Source organism: Kitasatospora sp. NPDC085895 (assembly GCF_040702125.1).
Classification (GTDB): domain Bacteria; phylum Actinomycetota; class Actinomycetes; order Streptomycetales; family Streptomycetaceae; genus Kitasatospora; species Kitasatospora arboriphila.
In genome coordinates this window covers 77,315-98,435 of the sequence record NZ_JBFBJY010000020.1, presented here as the reverse complement: position 1 = coordinate 98,435, position 21,121 = coordinate 77,315, and the positions used below count along the sequence as shown (strand labels likewise).

The following is a 21,121-nucleotide window of genomic DNA, read 5'->3' as shown; positions in this document are numbered from 1 at the left end:
AACGCGGCAGAATGGCTGATCTGCACCCGTAACCCGATCGGGCATCTCACCCGCATGGGTGAGCCCGGCCGGTATCGTGCGGGGCACCCGACCGGGGTGGCGCGGGTGTGTGGCGAGGGGCGGCGCGGGACCGGCGAACCCGGTGTGCGCGGCCCGGCACGCGCGCCCAAGACAGCACAGAAGGAGAACGACCGTGAGCGGTACCGCAGCGCAGGGGCCCCGGCTGAGGCCGACCCTGGACGGCATCCCCACCTACAAGCCGGGCAAGCCGGCCGGTGCCGACGCGTACAAGCTGTCCTCGAACGAGAACCCCTACCCGCCGCTGCCCGGCGTGCTGGAGGCGGCCACCGCCGCCGCGGGCTCGTTCAACCGCTACCCGGACATGGCCGTCACCGGCCTCACCGAGGAGCTCGCCGCCCGCTTCGGCGTCCCGGTCGAGCACATCGCCACCGGCACCGGCTCGGTCGGCGTCGCCCAGTCCCTGGTGCTCGCCACCGCGGGCCCCGGCGAAGAGGTGATCTTCGCCTGGCGCTCCTTCGAGGCGTACCCGATCATCACCCAGGTGGCCGGTGCCACCCCCGTGCCCGTGCCGCTGACCGCGGACGAGGAGCACGACCTCGACGCCATGCTCGCCGCGATCACCGACCGCACCCGGCTGATCTTCGTCTGCAACCCCAACAACCCGACCGGCGCCGTGATCCACCGTGCCGAGCTGGAGCGCTTCCTCGACGCCGTGCCCGGCCACATCCTGGTCGTGGTCGACGAGGCCTACATCGAGTTCATCCGCGACGCCGAGGTGCCCAACGGCATCGACGTCTACCGCGACCGGCCGAACGTCTGCGTGCTGCGCACCTTCTCCAAGGCCTACGGCCTGGCCGGCCTGCGGGTCGGCTTCGCGGTCGCCCACGAGCCGGTGGCCACCGCGCTGCGCAAGACCGCGGTGCCGTTCGGCGTCAGCCAGCTCGCCCAGGACGCCGCGGTCGCCTCGCTGCGCGCCGAGGAGGCGCTGCTGGAGCGGGTCGAGTCGCTGGTCGCCGAGCGCAGCCGGGTGCTGGCCGGGCTGCGCGCCCAGGGCTGGACGGTCGTCGACTCGCAGGCCAACTTCGTCTGGCTGCGGCTCGGCGAGCGCACCGTCGACTTCGCCGCCGCCTGCGCGGCCGCCGGCGTGGTCGTCCGCCCGTTCCCCGGCGAGGGCGTCCGGGTGTCGATCGGCGAGACCGCCGGCAACGACATCTTCCTGGCGACCGCGGAGGCCTTCCGCAAGGAGCTCTGAGCCGGGGTCTCCCCGGGTTCCCCGACGGGCCCGCTGCCGGCGACGGCGGCGGGCCCCGTCGCATGCCCCCGTCCGGGCCCTCCGGCACCCCGGCAAGTTCAGAAGCTCGGACGTAAAGACTGGGAACTTCCTGGGAGGCGGATCAACGCTTCATCCCCAAGGGGTAGAGAGAGCCACCCTGGCGCCGTTATATGCGTGGATTGTCCGGATTGACGGTTCCAGTCGACTCCCAGGAAGGCGCCAGCAACCGGAAAGAGCACGGGGCGAAGCTGTCCGCCATGAAGGTGCTCCCGCGACGGCGCCGTGCCGTCCTCGTCAACTCCGCGCTCGGTGTGGCCCTGGTCGGCGGGGCCGCGCTGGCGTACACCACCGTGGACTCCGGAACCAGCTCCGCCGCGAGCGGCACGCGCGTGCGGACCGCCACGGTCGCCAAGGGCACGGTCCTGGCCACCGTGTCCGGTTCCGGCACGCTCTCCTCGCCCTCCGACACCGGGCAGGACTTCGTCACCGGCGGCAGGCTCACCTCGGTCAAGGTCGCCGTCGGCGACACCGTGACCAAGGGCCAGGTGCTGGCCACCGTCGACACCACCGCCGCCCAGCAGGACGTGGACGCCGCCGAGTCGGCCCTGGCCACCGCCAAGGCCAACCTCACCAAGGCCAAGGCCGGCGAGACCGTCACCACCACGACCGGCGGCTCCGGCGGATCGTCCGCCGGCAGCACCGGCCGCGGCGGCGGCACGGCCCAGCAGACGCCGACCACCACGACCACCACCAAGGTGGACGCCGCCCAGGTCGCCCAGGCCCAGCAGCAGGTCGACTCCGCCGAGACGGCCCTCACCAACGCCGAGACGGCCCTCGCCGGCACCACCCTCAAGGCCACCGCCGACGGCACGGTCGCCTCGGTCGCCGGCAAGGTCGGCGACTCCGTGAGCGGCACCGGCACGGGCGGCTCCTCCGGCAGCGGCGCCTCGGGCACCGGCAGCAAGAGCAGCGGCAGCGGTACGGGCACCGGCAACGGCAGCACGTCCTCCTCCTCCACCACCCCCACCGGCTTCGTGGTGCTGACCAACCCGAGCGGCATGCAGGTGACCGCCAACTTCTCCGAGCTCGACTCGCTCAAGCTCAAGAAGGGCGAGTCCGCCACCGTCACCCTGAACGCCCAGTCCGACACCAAGCTGAACGCCACCGTGCTGTCCGTCAGCTCGCTGCCCAGCTCCTCCGGCGGCAGCGGCGGCGCCGTCCAGTACGGCGCGGTGCTGCAGATCACCAGTGACACCGCCAAGCTGCGCACCGGTCTGAGCGCGACCATCTCGGTCACCGTCGGCGAGGCCGACGACGCGCTCTCGGTGCCCACCGCCGCACTGGCCGGCACCGGCAGCTCCCGCACCGCCACCCTCGTCCACGAGGACGGCTCCACCGAGCGGGTGCCGGTCACCGTCGGCATCGAGGGCGACACCACCGTCCAGGTGGTCGAGGGACTCGCCGAGGGCGACAAGGTCGAGCTGACCTCCACCACCGCCGCCACCGGCAACGGCTTCCCGAACGGCGCCTTCCCGGGCGCGGGCGGGGCGGCCGGCGGCCTCGGCGCCGCGGGCGGAGCCGGCGGCTTCGGCGGCGGTGCCCGCACCGGCGGCGGTGCCCGCACCGGCGGCGGTGCCCGCACCGGCGGCGGCACCCGCTGATGGCCGCCACCAAGCCCCCGGTGATCCGGATCAGCCGGGTGACCAAGTCGTACGGCCAGGGCGACTCCGCCGTGCACGCGCTGCGCGGCCCGTCGGCACCGGGCACCGGCGAGCCGCTGGGCGTCAGCCTCGACATCGAGGAGGGCGACTACGTCGCGGTGATGGGCAGCTCCGGCTCCGGCAAGTCCACCCTGATGAACATCCTCGGCTGCCTGGACGTGCCCACCTCCGGCCGCTACCTGCTCGACGGCACCGACGTCGGCCACCTCGACGAGAGCCGGCTCTCGCTGGTCCGCAACCGCAAGATCGGCTTCGTCTTCCAGTCGTTCAACCTGGTGCCCCGCACCACCGCCCTGGCGCAGGTCGAGCTGCCGCTCGCCTACGCCGGGGTACGGGCCGCCGAACGGCGCCGCCGGGCCCTGGCCGCGCTGGAGCTGGTCGGCCTCGCCGACCGCGCCGGACACAAGCCCAACGAGCTCTCCGGCGGCCAGCAGCAGCGCGTCGCGGTCGCCCGCGCCCTGGTCACCGCGCCCGCCATGCTGCTGGCCGACGAGCCCACCGGCAACCTCGACTCCCGTTCCACCGCCGAGGTCCTGGCGATCATCGACCGGCTGAACGCGGCCGGCCGCACCGTCGTGGTGATCACCCACGAGGACGAGGTCGCCCTGCACGCCAAGCGGGTGCTCAGGCTGGTCGACGGCGCGATCGTGGACGACGTCCGCCGCGCGCCGGTGGACGGGCCGCCGCCCGCCCTCGCCGCGGAGGTGCCCGCATGATCCTCTGGCAGATGATCCGCTTCGCGGTCGGCGGCCTGGTCGCCAACAAGGTCCGCTCCGCGCTCACCATGCTCGGCGTGCTCATCGGCGTCGCCTCGGTGATCCTGCTGCTCGCCGTCGGCAACGGCTCCTCGGAGGCGGTCAAGGCGTCCATCACCTCGCTCGGCACCAACGCGCTGACCGTCTCCTCCAACGCCGGCCGCGGGTCCGCCACGGCCGCCAAGGCGCTCACCGTGGCCGACGCCAAGGCGCTCGCCACCGACGCCGACAGCCCGTCCATCAAGTCGGTGGCGCCGGTCGTCACCACCTCCGGCACCGCGCTGTACGGGAACATCTCGTACCAGCCGGGCTCGATCGTCGGCACCTACCCCGCCTACTTCGAGACGGCCAACCAGAAGGTCGAGGACGGCGACTACTTCTCCAACGACGACGTCCTCAACTCCCGCAAGGTGGCGGTGATCGGCGCCACCACCGCCAAGCAGCTCTTCGACACCGAGGAGCCGGTCGGCAAGCGGATCACCATCGGCGGCACCCCGTTCACCGTGGTCGGCGTGCTCACCCCGAAGGGCTCCACCGGCTTCAACGACCCGGACGACGTGGTGATCGCCCCGCTGCCCACCGTGCAGAACGCCTTCACCGGCTTCGGCTCGGTCAACCAGATCATGGTGCAGGCCGCCTCCGCCGAGGCCACCACCGAGGCGCAGAGCGACATCACCCGGATCCTGATGGGCACCCACGCCATCACCGACGCGACCAAGGTCGACTTCCGGATCAGCAGCCAGACCTCGCTGCTCACCGCCCGGGAGTCCACCACCAAGACCTTCACCGTGCTGCTCGGCGCGGTGGCGGCGATCTCGCTGCTGGTCGGCGGCATCGGCATCACCAACATCATGCTGGTGACCGTCACCGAGCGGACGAGGGAGATCGGCATCCGCAAGGCGCTGGGCGCCCCGCGCGGGGTCATCCTCGGCCAGTTCCTCACCGAGTCCACCCTGCTCTCGGTGACCGGCGCCGGCCTCGGCGTCGCCGCCGGCCTGATCGGCTCGCACTTCACGATCGTCGGCATCGAGCCGGTGGTCATCCCGGAGTCCGTCCTCGGCGCCTTCGGCATCGCCGTCGCCATCGGACTGTTCTTCGGCAGCTACCCCGCCAGCCGGGCCGCCTCGCTGCGCCCGATCGAAGCCCTCCGCCACGAGTGACCCAGGAGCATCCGACATGACCAGCGAGAACGAGCCCGGCCGCGCCCTCGGCCCGGTCGAGGCGACCGAGCTGCTCAACACCGCGCCCGACGCCCGCGACATCGCCGCGGAACTCGCCGCCCCGCCCCGCCCGCGCCTGCCCTGGCCCACCCTGGTGCTGGCCGGCGCGGTGATAGCCACCGCCGCCTTCGCCGGTGGCGCCTGGTACGCCAAGGACGACGGCAACGGCGCCGGCCGACAGGCGGCGGCCGGCCGCCGGGGCGCGGGACCGGGCGGCTTCGGCGGCTACGGCGGGTTCCCCGGCGCGGGCGGCAACGGCCGGACCGGGACCGCGGGCGGGAACGCGCCCGGCGGGCAGAACGGCGCCGGCTTCACCCGCGGCACCGTCGCCTCGGTGGACGGCACGACCGTCTACCTGACCGACGCCTCCGGCAACACCGTCAAGGTCACCACCGCCGACAGCACCAAGGTCACCCTCAACAAGGAGGGCAAGGTCGGCGACCTGCAGCCCGGACAGACCGTCACCGTGCTGGGCCAGAAGGGCTCGGACGGTTCCTACACCGCCACCCAGCTCACCGAGGGCTCGGCGGCCGGCGGCTTCGGCGGCCGCGGCGCCGGCGGCGGTGCGGGCGGCGCGGGCACCGGCAGCCGCTGACCCTCCGCCGCCCCCGGCCGGCTCCTTGACCTTTTCTTTCATGGCGCACCTGACGCGGCCTCACTAGGCTGTCCGGGCTCGACATGTACAGAGAAATCGGGGGAACCGTGTCGGAGAACAAGCCTGCCCGCGGTGGCGGCGGCGCGACCGCGCTGGGCTGGGTGCTGACCATCGGCCTGAACGTGGTGGCGCCGCTGCTCACCTACAACAACCTGGTCGACCACGGCCACAGCGAGGTCACCGCCCTGCTGCTCTCCGGTCTGTGGCCGGTGGTCGACGTGGTCGTCTACCTCGCCTGGCACCGGCGGGTCGACGAGTTCGCCGCGATCACCCTGGTGTTCCTGGCGATCACCGTGCTGGTCACCGTGGCCGGCCCGAACAGCGCCCGGCTGCTGCTGGTCAAGGACTCGCTGGTGACCGGGCTCTTCGGGCTGGTCTGTCTGGCCTCGCTGGCCGCGCCCCGGCCGCTGATGTTCTACTTCGGCCGCAAGTTCGGCACCGACGGCAGCGCCGAGGGCCTGGCCCGGTGGAACGGCCTGTGGCAGTTCGAGGGCTTCCGTCGGGTGCAGCGCAACCTGACCCTCGGCTGGGGGCTCGGCTACGTCGCCGAGGCGCTCCTGCGGGTCGGACTCACCTACGTGCTGTCCACCGGCGCGATGGTCGCGGTGAACTCGGTGCTCTCCTACGGCGTCACCGGCCTCCTGGTGCTGTGGACGGTGCTCTACGCCAAGCGCGCCCGGGCCCGCGGCGCGGCGGCCGCGGCGGCTTCGGCGGTGACCGCCGGGTAGCCGGACGGAGCGCTTACGATGGCGGGGGCGGCATCATCCAACTTTCATCAACCCCGCATAGCCTTCCCGGGCTATCGTCCGATGAGAAGATTTCGTGAGGACCGGGAGGCGTAGCGCACGTGTCAGGGACAGTACAGACCGCAGGCGGGGCGGCCGCTCCCGGTGAGGCGTTCCTCCTGGTCGTCGACGACGAACCGAACATCCGCGAACTGCTCTCCGCCAGCCTGCGGTTCTCCGGCTTCCGGGTGGCCTCGGCGGCGACCGGCGAGGAGGCCCTTGCCGCCGTCGCCGCCGAGCGGCCCGACCTCGTCGTCCTCGACGTGATGCTCCCCGACCTCGACGGCTTCACCGTCGTCGAGCGGCTGCGCGACCAGACCCGGTGGCCCGCCGCGGGCGAGCACGTTCCGGTGCTGCTGCTCACCGCCCGGGACGCCACCGGCGACAAGGTCCAGGGCCTGGCCCTCGGCGCGGACGACTACGTCACCAAGCCGTTCAGCCTGGAGGAGCTGATAGCCCGGATCCGGGCGATCCTCCGCCGGGCCGGCGGCCCCGCCGAGGACGGCCGGCTGATCGTCGCCGACCTCACCCTCGACCCGGTCGCGCACGAGGTGACCAGGACGGGCCGCCCGGTCTCGCTCTCCCCCACCGAGTTCAAGCTGCTGCACTACCTGATGGCCAACGTCGGCCGGGTGGTGTCCAAGGCGCAGATCCTCGACCACGTGTGGGCCTACGACTTCGGCGGCGACCTCTCCATCGTCGAGTCCTACATCTCCTACCTGCGGCGCAAGCTCGACTCCGGCGCGTCCGTGCACGGGCCCAAGCTGATCCACACCGTCCGCGGCATCGGCTACGCGCTGCGCCGCCCGCCGCAGGCCTGACCGTTGCTCGCCCGGCTCTCCCTACGCGTCCGGCTGCTCGTGCTGGCCCTGCTGCTGGTCACCACGGGCCTGGTGGTCAGCGACACCCTGGTCATCGCCACCGTCGAGTCGCAGCTGGTCGAGCGCACCGACCAGCAGCTGCAGCGCTTCGGCGAACCGCTCTCCCGCCGGGTGCCCGGCCGGACGCCGTCCGGCGGCCAGGGCGCGGGTCAGAGCGGCACGGGTCAGAGCGGCGGTCAGCGGGCCGGCGGTGCGGGTGCCGGTCAGGCCGACGGCAGCGGGGTGGGCGGCGGGGGCGGCGCCGGCCGACGGATCAACCAGTTCCTGCCCAGTCAGTACGTCGTCCAGTACCTGGGCCGGGACGGCGCGGTGGAGATGGTGCTGCGCCAGCCGGTCACCGACTCCGACGGCGCCCCCTACCTCGGCGGCCTCACCGGCGGCACCCTGGCGGCCCGCGAGCGCACCGCCTTCGACGTTCCGGCCGAGCACGACGCGGGGGAGTGGCGCGTCCTGGTGCTGCCGGTCGACCCGGGCGCCTCGGTCGGCATGCCGGGCGGCAGCCCCGGTGCCGCCGCGACCGGGCAGGGCACCCAACTGCCCGCCTACGTGCTGGTGGCGGTCTCCCTGGACGACGTCCGCAGCACCGTCAACCGGTTGCGCACCGCCTTCCTGGCGATCGGCGGCGTGGTGCTGCTGCTGATCGCCGTGCTCGGCCTGTTCGCCGTCCGGGCCGGGCTGGGCCCGCTGCGCCGGATCGAGGAGGGCGCCGCCCGGATCGCCTCCGGCGAGCTGTCGCACCGGATGCCCGAGCTCGCGCCCGGCACCGAGGTCGGCCGGCTGTCCGCCGCGCTGAACGGGATGCTGGCGCAGATCGAGGCGGCGTTCGCGGCCCGGGCCGAGTCCGAGGCGCGGATGCGCCGCTTCGTCGCCGACGCCTCGCACGAGCTGCGCACCCCGCTGGCGGGCATCCGCGGCTTCGCCGAACTGCACCGGATGGGCGCGCTGCCGGACACCGACCGGGCGATGGACCGGATCGAGGCGGAGGCCGTCCGGATGGGCGGCCTGGTCGAGGACCTGCTGATGCTGGCCCGGCTCGACGAGGAGCGCCCGCTCGACCTCGCGCCGATGGACCTGCGGACCCTCGCCGCGGACGCCCTGCACGACCTGACGGCCCTGGACCCGGGCCGGCCCGTCTCGCTCACCGGCCCGGCGGGTGCGGGGGCGCCGCAGGCCGCACCGGTCATGGGCGACGAGGCGCGGCTGCGCCAGGTGGTCACCAACCTGGTCGGCAACGCGGTGAAGCACACCCCGCCGGGCACCGCGGTGCGGATCGGCGTCGGGTCGGTGGACGGCCGCTGCCTGCTGGAGGTCGCGGACCGGGGACCGGGCATGACGGGCGACCAGGCCTCGCTGGTCTTCGAGCGGTTCTACCGGGTGGACGCCTCGCGCAGCCGCCGGGAGGGCGGGGGAGCGGGCCTCGGCCTGGCCATCGCCTCGGCCCTGGTGAGTGCGCACGGCGGCACCCTGACCCTGGACACCGCGCCGGGCGACGGCGCCGCGTTCCGGGTGCTGCTGCCCCGCCAGCTCTGAGCGGCCCGGACGCCGGAGCCCGCTGTCAAGTGCCAGGTCGTCGAACCGACCCACCTGGCCGCCGATTGTGACCGCGCCGCGTTCCGTCGGATCATCCGATGGACGCACAACCACACCCCCGCCTCATCTGCCGATGTAGGAGTGGTGCATACTGCGCTTGTGAACGTGTTCACTTTCACAAGCGGACAAGCTTGGCATGCTTCGGTGTGGATGCGTGCTACACACCCGTTTGTCCGGATGATGGCGGATTTGAGGAGAGCGCTGTGGACCTGGCAGTCGCGCACGAGACGGTCGCCAGATGGCAGTTCGGCATCACCACCGTCTACCACTTCCTGTTCGTCCCGCTGACGATCAGCCTGGCGGCGACCGTGGCCGGCCTGGAGACCGCCTGGGTCCGGACCGGTAGGGAGAAGTACTTCCACGCCACCAAGTTCTGGGGCAAGCTCTTCCTGATCAACATCGCGATGGGCGTGGTCACCGGCATCGTGCAGGAGTTCCAGTTCGGCATGAACTGGTCCGACTACTCGCGCTTCGTCGGCGACGTGTTCGGCGCCCCGCTCGCGATGGAGGCGCTGATCGCCTTCTTCTTCGAGTCCACCTTCATCGGCCTGTGGATCTTCGGCTGGGACCGGCTGCCGAAGAAGGTCCACTGCGCCTGCATCTGGATGGTCGCGCTCGGGACGGTGCTGTCCGCGTACTTCATCCTGGCCGCCAACTCCTGGATGCAGCACCCGGTCGGCTACAGGGTCGACCCGGCCACCCACAAGGCGCAGCTCACCGACATCGCCCGGGTGCTCTTCCAGAACACCACCCTCGTCCAGGCCTTCCACACCCTCACCGCCGCCTTCCTCACCGGCGCCGCCTTCGTGGTCGGCATCGCCTCGTACCACCTGTGGCGGGCCAAGCGCGGCAAGGAGACCGACGGCCGGAAGACCGCCGCGATGCGCACCTCGCTCCGGGTGGGCCTGGCCATGGCCGTGGTGGCCGGCCTCGGCACCGCCGTCAGCGGCGACACCCTCGCCAAGGTCATGTTCGAGCAGCAGCCGATGAAGATGGCCGCTGCCGAGGCCCTCTGGGACACCCGGTCGCCCGCACCCTTCTCGATCTTCGCGGTCGGCGACGTCTCCCGCGGCCACAACTCGGTCGAGCTGGAGATCCCCGGAATACTGTCCTTCCTCGCCCACAGCGACTTCGCCAGCTCCGTTCCCGGCATCAACGACACCGCCGCCGCGGAGGCCGCGAAGTACGGCGGGCAGCCCCAGGACTACATCCCGAACATCTTCGTCACCTACTGGGGCTTCCGCCTGATGATCGGCTTCGGCATGACGTCCTTCGTCGCCGCGCTGATCGGCCTGTGGACCACCCGGCGGAGGTTCTGGCTCGCCGAGGAGTACCGCACCGGCGAGGAGGAACCGCCCCGCCTGATGCTCACCAAGCACCGGGAGATGAACACCTTCTTCAGCAGGTGGAGCTGGCGGATCGGCATCCTCACCATGGGCTTCCCGCTGATCGCCAACAGCTTCGGCTGGATCTTCACCGAGATGGGCCGCCAGCCCTGGGTCGTCTTCGGCCTGATGAAGACCGCCAACGCCTCCTCCCCCAGCGTCGGCGTCGGCCTGCAGACCGGCTCGCTGATCACCCTCACCGCGCTCTACGCGGTCCTCGCCGTCGTCGAGGTCCGACTCCTCGTCAAGTACGCCAAGCCCGGCCCCGACACCTCGGAGCGGCCGCCCGCGAAGGACCCGGTGCTGCGCGGCCCGTCCGACGGCGACGACGCCGACAAGCCCCTCGCCTTCGCCTACTGAGGACGGAAACGGCATGCACCTCCACGACCTCTGGTTCATCCTCATCGCCGTCCTGTGGACGGGCTACTTCTTCCTCGAAGGGTTCGACTTCGGCGTCGGCATCCTCACCCGCACCCTCGCCCGGAACACCACCGAGCGGCGCGTCCTGATCAACACCATCGGCCCGGTCTGGGACGGCAACGAGGTCTGGCTGCTGACCGCCGGCGGCGCCACCTTCGCGGCCTTCCCCGACTGGTACGCCACGCTGTTCAGCGGCTTCTACGTCCCGCTGCTGGTCATCCTGGTCTGCCTGATCGTCCGCGGCGTCGCCTTCGAGTACCGGGCCAAGCGCACCGAGGAGAACTGGCAGCGCAACTGGGAGCTGGCCATCTTCTGGACCTCCCTGATCCCCGCCTTCCTCTGGGGCGTCGCCTTCGCCAACATCGTCCACGGCGTCGACATCGACGCGCAGAAGAACTACACCGGAACCTTCTGGGACCTGCTGAACCCGTACGCGATCCTCGGCGGGCTCACCACCCTGGTGCTCTTCACCTTCCACGGCGCCGTGTTCACCGCGCTCAAGACCGTCGGCGAGATCCGCGAACGGGCCCGGGCCCAGGCGCTGCGGCTCGGGCTCGCCACCGCCGTCCTCGCCGCCGCCTTCCTGATCTGGACCCAGGCCGACTCCGGCGACGGCTGGAGCCTCGCCGCCCTCGTCGTCGCCGTGCTCGCCCTGCTCGGCGCCCTGGCGGCCAACCAGGTCGGCCGCGAGGGCTGGGCGTTCGCCCTCTCCGGCACCACCGTGGCCACCGCCACCGCGATGCTCTTCCTCTCGCTCTTCCCCGACGTGATGCCCTCCACCCTGAACCCCGCCTGGAGCCTCACCGTCGGGAACGCCGCCTCCTCGGCCTACACCCTCAAGGTGATGACCGTCGTCGCCCTGGTCTTCACCCCGATCGTGCTGCTCTACCAGGGCTGGACGTACTGGGTGTTCCGCCGGCGGATCGGCGTCCAGCACATCCCCGCGGCAGTGCACCACTGATGAAGCCCGTCGACCCCCGGCTGCTGCGGTACGCCGCCGCCACCCGCGCCTTCCTCGCCGGCTCCGTCCTGCTCGGCGGTGCCGGGGCCGTCCTGGTCGTCGTCCAGGCCGGCCTGATCGCCGAGATCGTCGTCCGCGCCTTCCAGCAGCACCGGTACGACCTCACCGGACCGCTGCTCGCCCTGGCCGCCACCGCGGCCGGGCGGGCCGCCGTCGCCTGGCTCACCGAACTCACCGCCCACCGCTCGGTCGCCCGGGTCAAGTCCACCCTGCGCGGCCGGCTGCTCGACCACGCCACCGCACTCGGCCCCGACGCCCTCGACGGGCGCCGCACCGGCGAACTCGCCGCCCTCGCCACCCGCGGGATCGACGCCCTCGACGACTACTTCGCCCGCTACCTCCCGCAGCTGGCCCTCGCCGTCGTCGTCCCCGCCGTCGTCCTCGCCCGGATCCTCGGCGCCGACTGGGTCTCCGCCGCGATCATCGCCGTCACCCTGCCGCTCATCCCGCTCTTCATGGTGCTGATCGGCCTCGCCACCCAGGCCCGCACCGACCGCCAGTGGCAGCAGCTCGCCCGGCTCTCCCACCACTTCCTCGACGTGGTCGCAGGCCTGCCCACCCTCAAGGTCTTCGACCGGGCCAGGGCCCAGGCCCGCACCATCGCCCGGATCACCGACGAGCACCGCCGCGCCACCCTGCGCACCCTGCGGATCGCCTTCGTCTCCTCCTTCGCCCTGGAACTCCTCTCCACCCTCTCCGTCGCCCTGGTCGCCGTCTCCGTCGGCTTCCGGCTGGTCGACGGAACCCTCGACCTGGAGACCGGGCTGCTCGTCCTCGTCCTCGCCCCCGAGGTCCACCTGCCGATCCGCCAGGTCGGCGCGCTCTACCACGCCAGCGCCGAAGGACTCAGCGCCGCCGGACAGGTCTTCGACCTGCTGGAGACCCCGCTGCCCGCCGCCGGCACCCGCCCCGTCCCGCCGCTCGCCACCACCCCGGTCGAACTCGACGCGGTCACCGTGCTGCGCCCCGGCCGCAGCACCCCCGCCCTGGACGGCGCCAACCTCACCCTCGAACCCGGCACCACCACCGCCCTCACCGGGCCCAGCGGCGCCGGCAAGTCCACCCTGATCGCCGCGCTGCTCGGCTTCGTCCGGCCCGACGCGGGCACCGTCCGGGTCGGCGGCCACGACCTCGCCGACCTCGACCCCGAGGAGTGGCGCCGCCAGATCGCCTGGGTGCCCCAGCACCCCCACCTCTTCGCCGGCACCGTCGCCGAGAACGTCCGGCTCGCCCGCCCCGGGGCGACCGACGGCGAGGTCGCCGCCGCGCTCGCCGCCGCCCACGCCCTCGACTTCGCCGACCCCGACACCCTGCTCGGCGAAGGCGGCGCCGGCCTCTCCGCCGGCCAGCGGCAGCGCCTCGCGCTCGCCCGCGCCCTGCTCACCGACCGGCCGCTGCTGGTCCTCGACGAGCCCACCGCCCACCTCGACAACGCCACCGAGGCCGCCGTCGTCGACGCCGTCCGCGCCCTGCACGGCACCCGCACCGTCCTGCTGGTCGCCCACCGGCCCGCCCTGCTCGCCGCCGCCGACCGCGTCCACCGCCTGCCCGGCCCCGCCGCCGACGCCCCGGCCGAACCGCTGCCCGCCGCGCCCGCCGAGCCCGCTGCCGTCCGACCCGTGCAGGTCCGGCCCGCCACCGAGGACGGACCCGAACCCCACCCGCCGACCCGGCCCCGGCTCGCCGGCGCCGTCCTGCTCGGCACCCTCGCCCTCGGCTGCGCGGTCGCCCTCCTCGGCACCTCCGGCTGGCTGATCTCCCGCGCCTCCGAGATGCCGCCGGTGCTCTACCTGATGGTCGCCGTCACCTCCGTCCGCGCCTTCGGCATCGGCCGGTCCGTCTTCCGCTACGCCGAACGGCTGGTCTCCCACGACGCCGTCCTCAAGGCGCTGGCCGGCGTCCGGGTCGCCGTCTACCGCCGCCTCGAACGGCTCGCCCCCGCCGGGCTGCCCGCCTACCGCCGAGGAGACCTGCTCGCCCGGCTCGTCGCCGACGTCGACGCCGTCCAGGACCACCACCTGCGCTGGCGGCTGCCCGCCGCCGTCGCCGCGCTCGTCTCGGCCGGTTCCGCCGCCGCCCTCGGCCTGCTGCTGCCCGCCGCCGGAGCCGTCCTCGCCCTCGGCCTGCTGCTGGCCGGCGCCGCCGTCCCCGCACTCGCCGCCCGGATCTCCGGCCGCGCCGAACGCCGCCAGGCCGCCGCCCGCGGCGCCCTCACCACCGCCGTCCTCGACACCCTCACCGGCACCGCCGAACTCACCGTCGCCGGTGCCCTCCCCCGCCGCCTCGCCGCCGCCCGCGACGCCGACGACCGGCTCACCGGCCTCGCCGCCCGCTCCGCCGCCGGTACCGCCCTCGGCGCCGGACTCACCACCCTCGTCACCGGACTCACCGTCGTCCTCGCCGCCGCCGTCGGCGTGCACGGCGTCAGCACCGGCGCCCTGCCCGGGGTCTGCCTCGCCGTCGTCGTCCTCACCCCGCTCGCCGCGTTCGAGGCCGTCGCCGGGATGCCCACCGCCGTCCGCTTCCGCGAGCGCAGCCGCACCGCCCGCGCCCGCCTCGACGAGGTCCTCACCGCCCCCGAACCCGTCACCGAACCCGTCGAACCCCGTCCGCTGCCCGTCACCCCCCTGCCGGTCGCCGTCCGCGGCCTCACCGCCCGCTGGCCCGGACAGCACACCGACGCCCTCCACGACATCGACCTCGACCTCACCCCCGGCCACCGGATCGCCGTCGTCGGCTCCTCCGGCTCCGGCAAGACCACCCTCGCCCACGTCCTGCTGCGCTTCCTCGACCAGACCGCCGGCAGCATCACCCTCGGGCCCGACGCCGCCGACACCCGCACCCTCACCGGCGAGGACGTCCGCCGGGTGATCGGCCTCTGCGCGCAGGACGCCCACGTCTTCGACAGCTCCCTGCGGGAGAACCTGCGGCTCGCCCGGCCGGACGCCGACGAGGACGCCCTCCGCGGGGCGCTCGCCGCCGCCCGCCTGCTGCCCTGGGTCGACACCCTCCCCGACGGACTCGACACCATGGTCGGCGAACACGGCGCCCGGCTCTCCGGCGGCCAGCGCCAGCGGCTCGCCCTCGCCCGCGCCCTGCTCGCCGACTTCCCCGTACTGATCCTCGACGAGCCCGCCGAACACCTCGACCTGCCCACCGCCGACGCCCTCACCGCGGACCTCCTCGCCGCCACCGCCGGCCGCACCACCCTCCTCATCACCCACCGCCTCGCCGGCCTCGACGACACCGCCGTCGACGAGGTGATCGTCCTCGACCACGGCCGCATCGCCGAACGCGGCCGCTGGTCCGACCTCATCACCCGTCCCGACTCCCACCTCGCCACCCTCGCCCACCACGAACTCACCCCCGCGGGACGCGGCTAGCCGCACCAGGTACCCGCGCCCCTGGTGGCGCCCTCCGGGGTGTCCTGCGGGTCGGTCGGGTGCGGCATACGCTCGGCTGCATGGAGTCGCCTGCCGGCCGGGGCCGGGTCTCGGAGATCTCCTCGCTGGGCCTGGACACCCTGGTCAGCGAGGTGTCCGAGCGCCTGCAGTCGGCCGCCGCGGTCACCGACCGGATGCAGCGGCTGCTGGAGGCCGTGGTCTCGGTCGGCGCGGGCCTGGACCTGCACGTGACGCTGCAGCGGATCGCCGCCGGCGCCGCCGAGCTGGTCGACGCCGAGTACGCCGCCCTCGGCGTGGTCTCCCCGCAGGGCGGCCTCTCGGACTTCATCCACGTCGGCATCGACGACGCGACGGCGGCGCGGATCGGCGAGCTCCCGGCCGGCCGCGGCATCCTGGGCGCGCTGATCGACCGCCCGGAGCCGTTGCGCCTGGCCGATCTGCGGAAGGATCCGCGGTCGTCGGGCTTCCCGCCGCACCACCCGCAGATGACCTCGTTCCTGGGGGTGCCGATCCGGGTCCGCGGCGAGGTGTTCGGCAATCTGTACCTGACCGAGAAGCAGGGCGGCGGCGGTTTCACCCCGGAGGACGAACAGGTGGTCCAGGCGCTGGCGACGGCCGCCGGGGTGGCGATCGAGAACGCCCGGCTGTACGAGGCGGGGCGTCGCCGGGAGCGGTGGATCGCGGGTGCGGCGGCGGTGACGACGGCGCTGCTCTCCACGGACGAGGCCGAGGTCGCGCTGACGGTCGCCGCCGAGCAGGTCCGGGACCTGGCGGACGGCGCGCTGGGGATGATCCTGCTGCCGACCTCGGACGGCCGGCTGCGGGTGGCGCACGCCTCGGGCGAGGCCGCCGAGTTCGTCCGGGGGGAGCTGATGCCGCAGGGCGGTTTCGCCGGGCGGCTGCTGGCGGGGGAGAGCGTCTACTTCGAGGACATGTCCACGGATCCGGACGTGGTGCTCCGGTTGGCCCGCCGGTTCGGCCCCGCGTTGGCGGTGCCGATGGTGTCGGCGGGCCGGGTGCTGGGCGGGCTGGTGGTGTGGCGGACGCGCGGGACGGCGCCGTTCACCGACGGCGAGAAGCAGCTCGCGCAGACCTTCGCCTCACAGGCGGCGCTGGCGCTGCGGCTCGCCGAGGGCCAGCGGGACCAGCAGCGGCTGGCGGTGTTCCAGGACCGCGACCGGATCGCCCGCGACCTGCACGACCTGGTGATCCAGCGGCTGTTCGCCACCGGGATGATGCTGGAGGGGGCGGCCCGCCGGGCGGTCGTCCCGGAGGTGCAGGAGGGCATCGGCAAGGCGGTGGACGAGCTGGACGCGACGATCCAGGAGGTCCGCACCACGATCTACGCCCTGCAGCACGACACCGGGAACGAGCCGGACACCCTGCGCACCCGGGTGTTGCGCGAGGCCAGCCAGGCCGCGGCGGCGCTCGGGTTCAAGCCGTCGGTCGGGTTCACCGGGCCGGTGGAGAGCCTGGTGGGAGCGGGTACGGGCCGTCAGCTGCTGGCCGCGCTGCGGGAGATGCTGTCCAACACGGCCCGGCACGCCCGGGCGTCCCGGGTGGCGGTCGAGGTCGACGCGACGGTGCACCTGGACGCCGAGGGGCGGCCGCTCACCGGCGATCCCGAGGTGCTGGAGAGCGGGCGGCCGGGCGTGCTGCTGACGGTCACCGACGACGGCGTCGGCATCCCGGAGGGCGGCCGCCGCAGCGGGCTGCGCAACCTCGCCCGGCGCGCGGAGGCGCTGGGCGGCGACGCCTGGCACGAGCCCGGCCCGCGCGGCCGCGGCACCCGGGTCCGCTGGTCGGCCAGGCTCTGACCGTCCCCGGCAGCGCCGCCCGCTCCTCAGAAGAGCGTCTCGATGACGGCCGCCACGCCGTCGTCCTCGTTGCTGACGGTGTGCTGGGCCACCGCGGCGAGCACGTCCGGGTGGGCGTTGGCGACGGCGTACGAGGCGCCGGCCCAGGCGAGCATCTCCAGGTCGTTCGGCATGTCGCCGAAGGCGACCACCTCGGAGCGGTCGATGCCCTGCTCGCCGCACCAGCGGGCCAGGGTGCTGGCCTTGGTGACACCCGCGGCGCTGATCTCCAGCAGGCTGACCGGGCTGGACCGGGTGATCTCGGCGAGGTGCCCGGCGGCCTCGCGGGCGCGGACGAGGAAGGTGTCCGGGTCGAGGTCGGAGTGCTTGGCGAGCAGCTTGAACAGGCCGTCCACCCGGCCGTCGGCGATCAGCTTCTCGGCGTCCGCGACCGGGTGCTCCTTGTCGGACTCCCACATCACCAGGGTGTACTCGGGTTCCCGCGCGAACCCGCCGGGGAACTCGAAGGCGAACGCGGTGCCGGGCAGCCGCTCGCGCAGCGCGCGGACCACCGCCAGGGCCTCCTCGGTGCCGAGCGGGAAGGTCTCCAGCAGCTCGCCCCGCCGGACGTCGACGACCGCGCCGCCGTTGGAGCAGATGGCCACCCCGTGGCCGCCGATGTGTCCGCTGAGCTGGGCCATCCAGCGCGGCGGGCGGCCGGTCACGAAGACCACCTGCAGGCCGGCCCGCTCGGCCGCGGCGAGGGCCGCCGCCGTCCGGTCGGAGACGGTGCCGCCGCTGCACAGCAGGGTGCCGTCCAGGTCGGTGGCGATCAGGCGGGGGCGAGGGGTGGTGGGGGTCACCGGTCCATCTTCGCGTACCGGGCGGCGGCCCCGGGAGGGGGCGGTCCCGGGAGGGCCGGGGCGGGCCCTCCCGGGACGGGCGGTCAGACGGCGCGCAGGGTCAGCGCGGCGGTGTGCAGCGTGCCGCCGGTCTGGAACTGCAGGTGCAGCCGCCAGTCGCCCGGCTTCGGCAGTTCGGCGTGGAAGGTCAGCTCGGGGCCGCCCGCCGCGCTCCGGGCCGCCTGCGGGTGCAGGTGGGCGAAGGCCTGGTCGCCGGCGTGGAAGGCGGTCAGGTGGGCGAAGGTGTCGAGGTAGGGCTGCAGGTCGGTGACGGGCCGGCCGTCCTTGCTGACGGTGACCTTCAGCTCGGTGGCGGTGCCCGCGGTGGGCGTGCCCGCCACGGTCAGCGTGTAGCCGTCGACGGTGGTGGTGGCCGCGGCGGCGGGCAGCGGGGTGTCGGCGGCGGTGCCCGGCACGGTCACCGGGCGGCTGAGCACGAGGCCCGCGCCCTTGCCCGGGCCGGCGTCCGGCACGAACGAGGCGTACACCCGCCAGCTGCCCGGCCGCAGCGCGGTGAGCGGCGCCGTCCAGGTGCCGTCGGCGGCCATCGCGGGGTGCAGGTGCTGGAAGCCGGTGAGGTCCGAGCGGATCGCGTAGAAGTGCATCGGCTTGGTCTGCTCGGGCTGGAAGGCGGTCAGCCGGGCGCCGTCCGGGCCGGCCACGGTGAACCGCAGTTCGGCGGGGGAGCCGCCGGGCAGTTCGGCCGCGGCCAGGTCCAGCCGGTAGCCGCCCTGTTCGGCGGCGAGTCCGTCGCCGGCGGCCGCGTCGTGGCCGCCCGCGTCGTGTCCGGGCATGTCGTGGCCGGTGGTGTCTCCGGTTCCGGCCGCACCGGAGGCCGTGGCGTGGGCGTGGCCGCCCGAGCCGTGGTGCATGCCGGACATGCCGTCGCTGCTCGCGGCGGAGCCGCAGCCGGTCAGGGCGAGGGTGAGCAGGGCGGCCGCGAGCACGCGGGTCCGGCGGTTCTTCATGGTCACAGGTGTGCTCCGAGGTGTGCGGGCCCCGTCGGGGCCCGGTGAGGGCGGACGGCAGCGCCCGGATCCCGCCGGGACCCGGGTGGCACCCTCACCTGCGCGCCACGCACACCTTCAGCAGCAGCCCGCGCCCGCCGTCCGGGGGCGCCCGTCCGCTCTCCCCGGCCGTGGGTGCGGCACCCGGGCCGTCCGGTCCGGCCGCCGCACCGTCCCCGCACAGCGGGGCCGGACCCGGCGCGGGCAGCGGTGCGCCGCCCCGCGCCTGGGTGGAGACGCAGTGGCCGCCGGTGCCGTACGGCTGAGGCGCCCGGACGGCCGGCCCCCCGGCAGCCCGGACGGCCGACCCGTGGGCGTGCGCGGCGACGGCCGGCATGCCCGTACGGCGGTCGGTGTGGCAGCCGTCGGCCGCCGAGGCGGGGCTGCCGTGCATCAGGAAGAGGCCGAGCAGCAGGGCGCAGAGCACGGCGGTCCTGGCACCGGTCGTCCTGCCGTGCACTGCGCCCCCTCCGCCGTGGTGTCCCGTTCACCGACGATACCCCCTCCCCGTATCGTCGGCCCGGAGCGGACGCCCCGCGGGGAGCCGCCGGGCACCTCCGTGGACCGGTGTCGGCCACTGCCGCGGCAGCTCTGCCGGCAGGGCTGCACCGCCCGGGACCGCCGGTCGGGACCGGGCGGTGCGTCGTGGGGCCGGGCGGCCCCGGCCCGGCCACCGAATCGGTCGCGCCGTACCGGGCAGACGCGGGGGCATGGGAGAGATCCGAGTCGGTACGTGTTCCTGGACGGACCGGGCGTTCGTGGCCAGCGGCTGGTACCCGGAGGGCCACCGCGGCGCGGAGGCCAGGCTGCGGTACTACACCGCGCGGTTCCCGGTGGTGGAGGTCGACGCCACCTACTACGGGCTGCCCAGCACCCGCAACAGCGCCCTGTGGGCGGAGCGTTCGCCGGCCGGCTTCCGCTTCGACGTGAAGGCGTTCTCGCTGCTCACCGGGCATCCGACCCGGTCGGCCGCGCTGCCCGCCGATCTACGGCCGGCCCTCGCCCGGCAGCGCGGCCGGACGGAGCCGGACCCCGGACTGCTCGACGAGGTGTGGGCCCGTTTCAGTGGCGCCCTCCTGCCGCTGCGCGGGGCGGCACGCCTGGGGGCGGTGCTCTTCCAGTTCCCCCCGGGACTGGCCCCGGGCGGGCCCGCGGAGGCGTTCCTGCGCCGTTGCCGGGAGCGCACCGCGGGATGGCCCGTGGCCGTCGAGTTCCGGCACCCCGACTGGTGGCGGGAGGCGCACTCCGCCCGCACCGCCGGCCTGCTGGCCGAGCTGGGGATGGCCGCCGTGGCCGTGGACATGGTGCAGACGCTCCCCGTGTCCGTGCCCCCGGTCGCCCCGGTCACCTCCGACCGGCTCGCGGTCGTGCGCTTCCACGGGCGCAGCCCCGCCTGGGGGACCGGTTCGAAGGAGGACAGGTTCCGCCACACGTACACGCCCGAGGAACTGGCGTCCTGGGCGCCGCGCATCCACGCCATGGCGGACCGGGCCCGCGAGGTCCACGTCCTGTTCAACAACTGCTGCGGCGACGCGGCCGCCCGGGCCGCGGAGTCGATGCGCCGTCTGCTCGACACCTCTGCGGCGCCCGCGCCCGTGGACTGACGGGCCGCCCCTCCGCGGAGGAACCCGCGTCGGGCCGGTGAGGGGCGGCGGTGCGCCGCCCCTCGTCCGACGGACTACTGCGGAGGCAGCTTGCCCAGCAGGGCGGCCAGCACCGTGCGGGACTGCTCGCGGGCGGCGGCCAGGCCCTGCGCCTGCTCCACCGCCACGAACACCTCGACGACCGTCGCCCCGCGGCGGGCCGCGACGTGGACGAACGGGAACTCGGCCGCGCCGCCGCTCAGCGCGGAGGTCTGCCCCTCCTCGGCGTAGACCTCGTCGGCGGCGGTGGTCCGCGGCGGGGCGACCTCGCGGGTGGCCCGGTACTTCCGGCCGTACTGGTCGTCGGTCACCTCCTGGCACCGGCGGGCGTCGGTGCGCAGCGCGGAGACCGCCTCGTGCGCGTCCTCGGCCCGCACGTACACCTCGGCCGCCGACCGGCCGAGCACCGCGGCGTTCGCGCCGGCCGCCGACCGGCGCACCGTCCGCGCCATCGCCCCGATCAGGCCGGTGCCCTGGGAGTTCGGCACGTACGCGCAGGAGGTGTCGACCATCCGCTCGGCCAGGGCGGCCACCTCGTAGGGGTCGCCGGGCACGAACCCGGCCGCCCACTCCTGCGGCTTCAGCGCCACCGAGGCGGCGAGCGCCGGGGCGTCGGGCGCCTCCCGCACCGCGGGCGCACTC

At 74.3% G+C, this 21,121-nt stretch carries 17 protein-coding genes; 13 read left to right on the top strand and 4 right to left on the bottom strand.

Going from position 1 to position 21,121, the window contains the following annotated elements; translation table 11 throughout:
• The first annotated feature begins 193 nt into the window (after positions 1 to 193).
• From hisC to AB0442_RS15710, 12 genes are all read left to right on the top strand, one after another.
• Positions 194 to 1,273: a histidinol-phosphate transaminase gene (gene hisC, locus AB0442_RS15765; RefSeq protein ID WP_344624344.1), complete on the top strand. Its 1,080-nt coding sequence runs from the start codon at positions 194 to 196 to the stop codon at positions 1,271 to 1,273.
• A 278-nt stretch (positions 1,274 to 1,551) separates the two neighbouring features.
• Positions 1,552 to 2,955, top strand: a complete 1,404-nt coding sequence (locus AB0442_RS15760) for a biotin/lipoyl-binding protein (protein ID WP_366163249.1) — start codon at positions 1,552 to 1,554, stop codon at positions 2,953 to 2,955.
• The gene (locus tag AB0442_RS15755) at positions 2,955 to 3,731 is read left to right on the top strand and encodes an ABC transporter ATP-binding protein (RefSeq protein ID WP_366163248.1); all 777 of its coding nucleotides are present in this window, start codon (positions 2,955 to 2,957) and stop codon (positions 3,729 to 3,731) included. The genes AB0442_RS15760 and AB0442_RS15755 overlap by 1 nt, the downstream gene beginning before the upstream one ends.
• Complete coding sequence (locus tag AB0442_RS15750) at positions 3,728 to 4,930, top strand: ABC transporter permease (protein ID WP_366163246.1); 1,203 nt, start codon at positions 3,728 to 3,730, stop codon at positions 4,928 to 4,930. The genes AB0442_RS15755 and AB0442_RS15750 overlap by 4 nt, the downstream gene beginning before the upstream one ends.
• A 16-nt stretch (positions 4,931 to 4,946) precedes the next feature.
• Positions 4,947 to 5,585, top strand: a complete 639-nt coding sequence (locus AB0442_RS15745) for a DUF5666 domain-containing protein (protein WP_366163244.1) — start codon at positions 4,947 to 4,949, stop codon at positions 5,583 to 5,585.
• Positions 5,586 to 5,692: 107 nt separating this feature from the next.
• Entirely contained in the window at positions 5,693 to 6,373 is a 681-nt protein-coding gene (locus tag AB0442_RS15740; protein WP_366163243.1) for a VC0807 family protein, read from the top strand.
• A 119-nt stretch (positions 6,374 to 6,492) separates the two neighbouring features.
• The gene (locus tag AB0442_RS15735) at positions 6,493 to 7,251 is read left to right on the top strand and encodes a response regulator transcription factor (protein ID WP_366163242.1); all 759 of its coding nucleotides are present in this window, start codon (positions 6,493 to 6,495) and stop codon (positions 7,249 to 7,251) included.
• A gap of 3 nt (positions 7,252 to 7,254) precedes the next feature.
• Entirely contained in the window at positions 7,255 to 8,841 is a 1,587-nt protein-coding gene (locus AB0442_RS15730; RefSeq protein WP_366163240.1) for a HAMP domain-containing sensor histidine kinase, read from the top strand.
• A gap of 263 nt (positions 8,842 to 9,104) precedes the next feature.
• Positions 9,105 to 10,646 (top strand): cytochrome ubiquinol oxidase subunit I, encoded by a 1,542-nt coding sequence (locus tag AB0442_RS15725; RefSeq protein WP_366163239.1) that lies wholly within the window; start codon positions 9,105 to 9,107, stop codon positions 10,644 to 10,646.
• 13 nt (positions 10,647 to 10,659) lie between these two features.
• Positions 10,660 to 11,667 (top strand): cytochrome d ubiquinol oxidase subunit II, encoded by a 1,008-nt coding sequence (gene cydB / locus AB0442_RS15720; RefSeq protein WP_366163238.1) that lies wholly within the window; start codon positions 10,660 to 10,662, stop codon positions 11,665 to 11,667.
• Positions 11,667 to 15,110: a thiol reductant ABC exporter subunit CydD gene (cydD, locus tag AB0442_RS15715; protein WP_366163236.1), complete on the top strand. Its 3,444-nt coding sequence runs from the start codon at positions 11,667 to 11,669 to the stop codon at positions 15,108 to 15,110. Before cydB ends, cydD begins: the two co-directional genes overlap by 1 nt.
• 80 nt (positions 15,111 to 15,190) lie before the next feature.
• A complete protein-coding gene (locus AB0442_RS15710; protein WP_366163235.1) occupies positions 15,191 to 16,948 on the top strand; it encodes a GAF domain-containing protein in 1,758 nt (585 codons plus the stop codon).
• Positions 16,949 to 16,974: 26 nt separating this feature from the next.
• On the opposite strand, the gene AB0442_RS15705 is transcribed toward AB0442_RS15710, so the two are convergent.
• The 3 genes from AB0442_RS15705 to AB0442_RS15695 form a co-directional block, all read right to left on the bottom strand.
• Positions 16,975 to 17,790, bottom strand: a complete 816-nt coding sequence (locus AB0442_RS15705) for an HAD family hydrolase (RefSeq protein ID WP_366163234.1) — start codon at positions 17,788 to 17,790, stop codon at positions 16,975 to 16,977.
• 83 nt (positions 17,791 to 17,873) lie between these two features.
• On the bottom strand, positions 17,874 to 18,797 hold the full coding sequence (locus tag AB0442_RS15700; RefSeq protein WP_366163232.1) for a hypothetical protein: 924 nt from the start codon (positions 18,795 to 18,797) through the stop codon (positions 17,874 to 17,876).
• Between the two features lie 94 nt (positions 18,798 to 18,891).
• Positions 18,892 to 19,296 (bottom strand): hypothetical protein, encoded by a 405-nt coding sequence (locus AB0442_RS15695; RefSeq protein WP_363542841.1) that lies wholly within the window; start codon positions 19,294 to 19,296, stop codon positions 18,892 to 18,894.
• 250 nt (positions 19,297 to 19,546) lie between these two features.
• Between AB0442_RS15695 and AB0442_RS15690 the strand changes: the two genes are divergently transcribed.
• Positions 19,547 to 20,440 (top strand): DUF72 domain-containing protein, encoded by an 894-nt coding sequence (locus AB0442_RS15690; RefSeq protein ID WP_366163230.1) that lies wholly within the window; start codon positions 19,547 to 19,549, stop codon positions 20,438 to 20,440.
• Positions 20,441 to 20,514: 74 nt separating this feature from the next.
• Here AB0442_RS15690 and AB0442_RS15685 read toward each other — a convergent pair whose 3' ends face one another.
• The gene (locus AB0442_RS15685; RefSeq protein ID WP_363542839.1) at positions 20,515 to 21,108 is read right to left on the bottom strand and encodes a hypothetical protein; all 594 of its coding nucleotides are present in this window, start codon (positions 21,106 to 21,108) and stop codon (positions 20,515 to 20,517) included.
• Positions 21,109 to 21,121 lie beyond the last annotated feature (13 nt).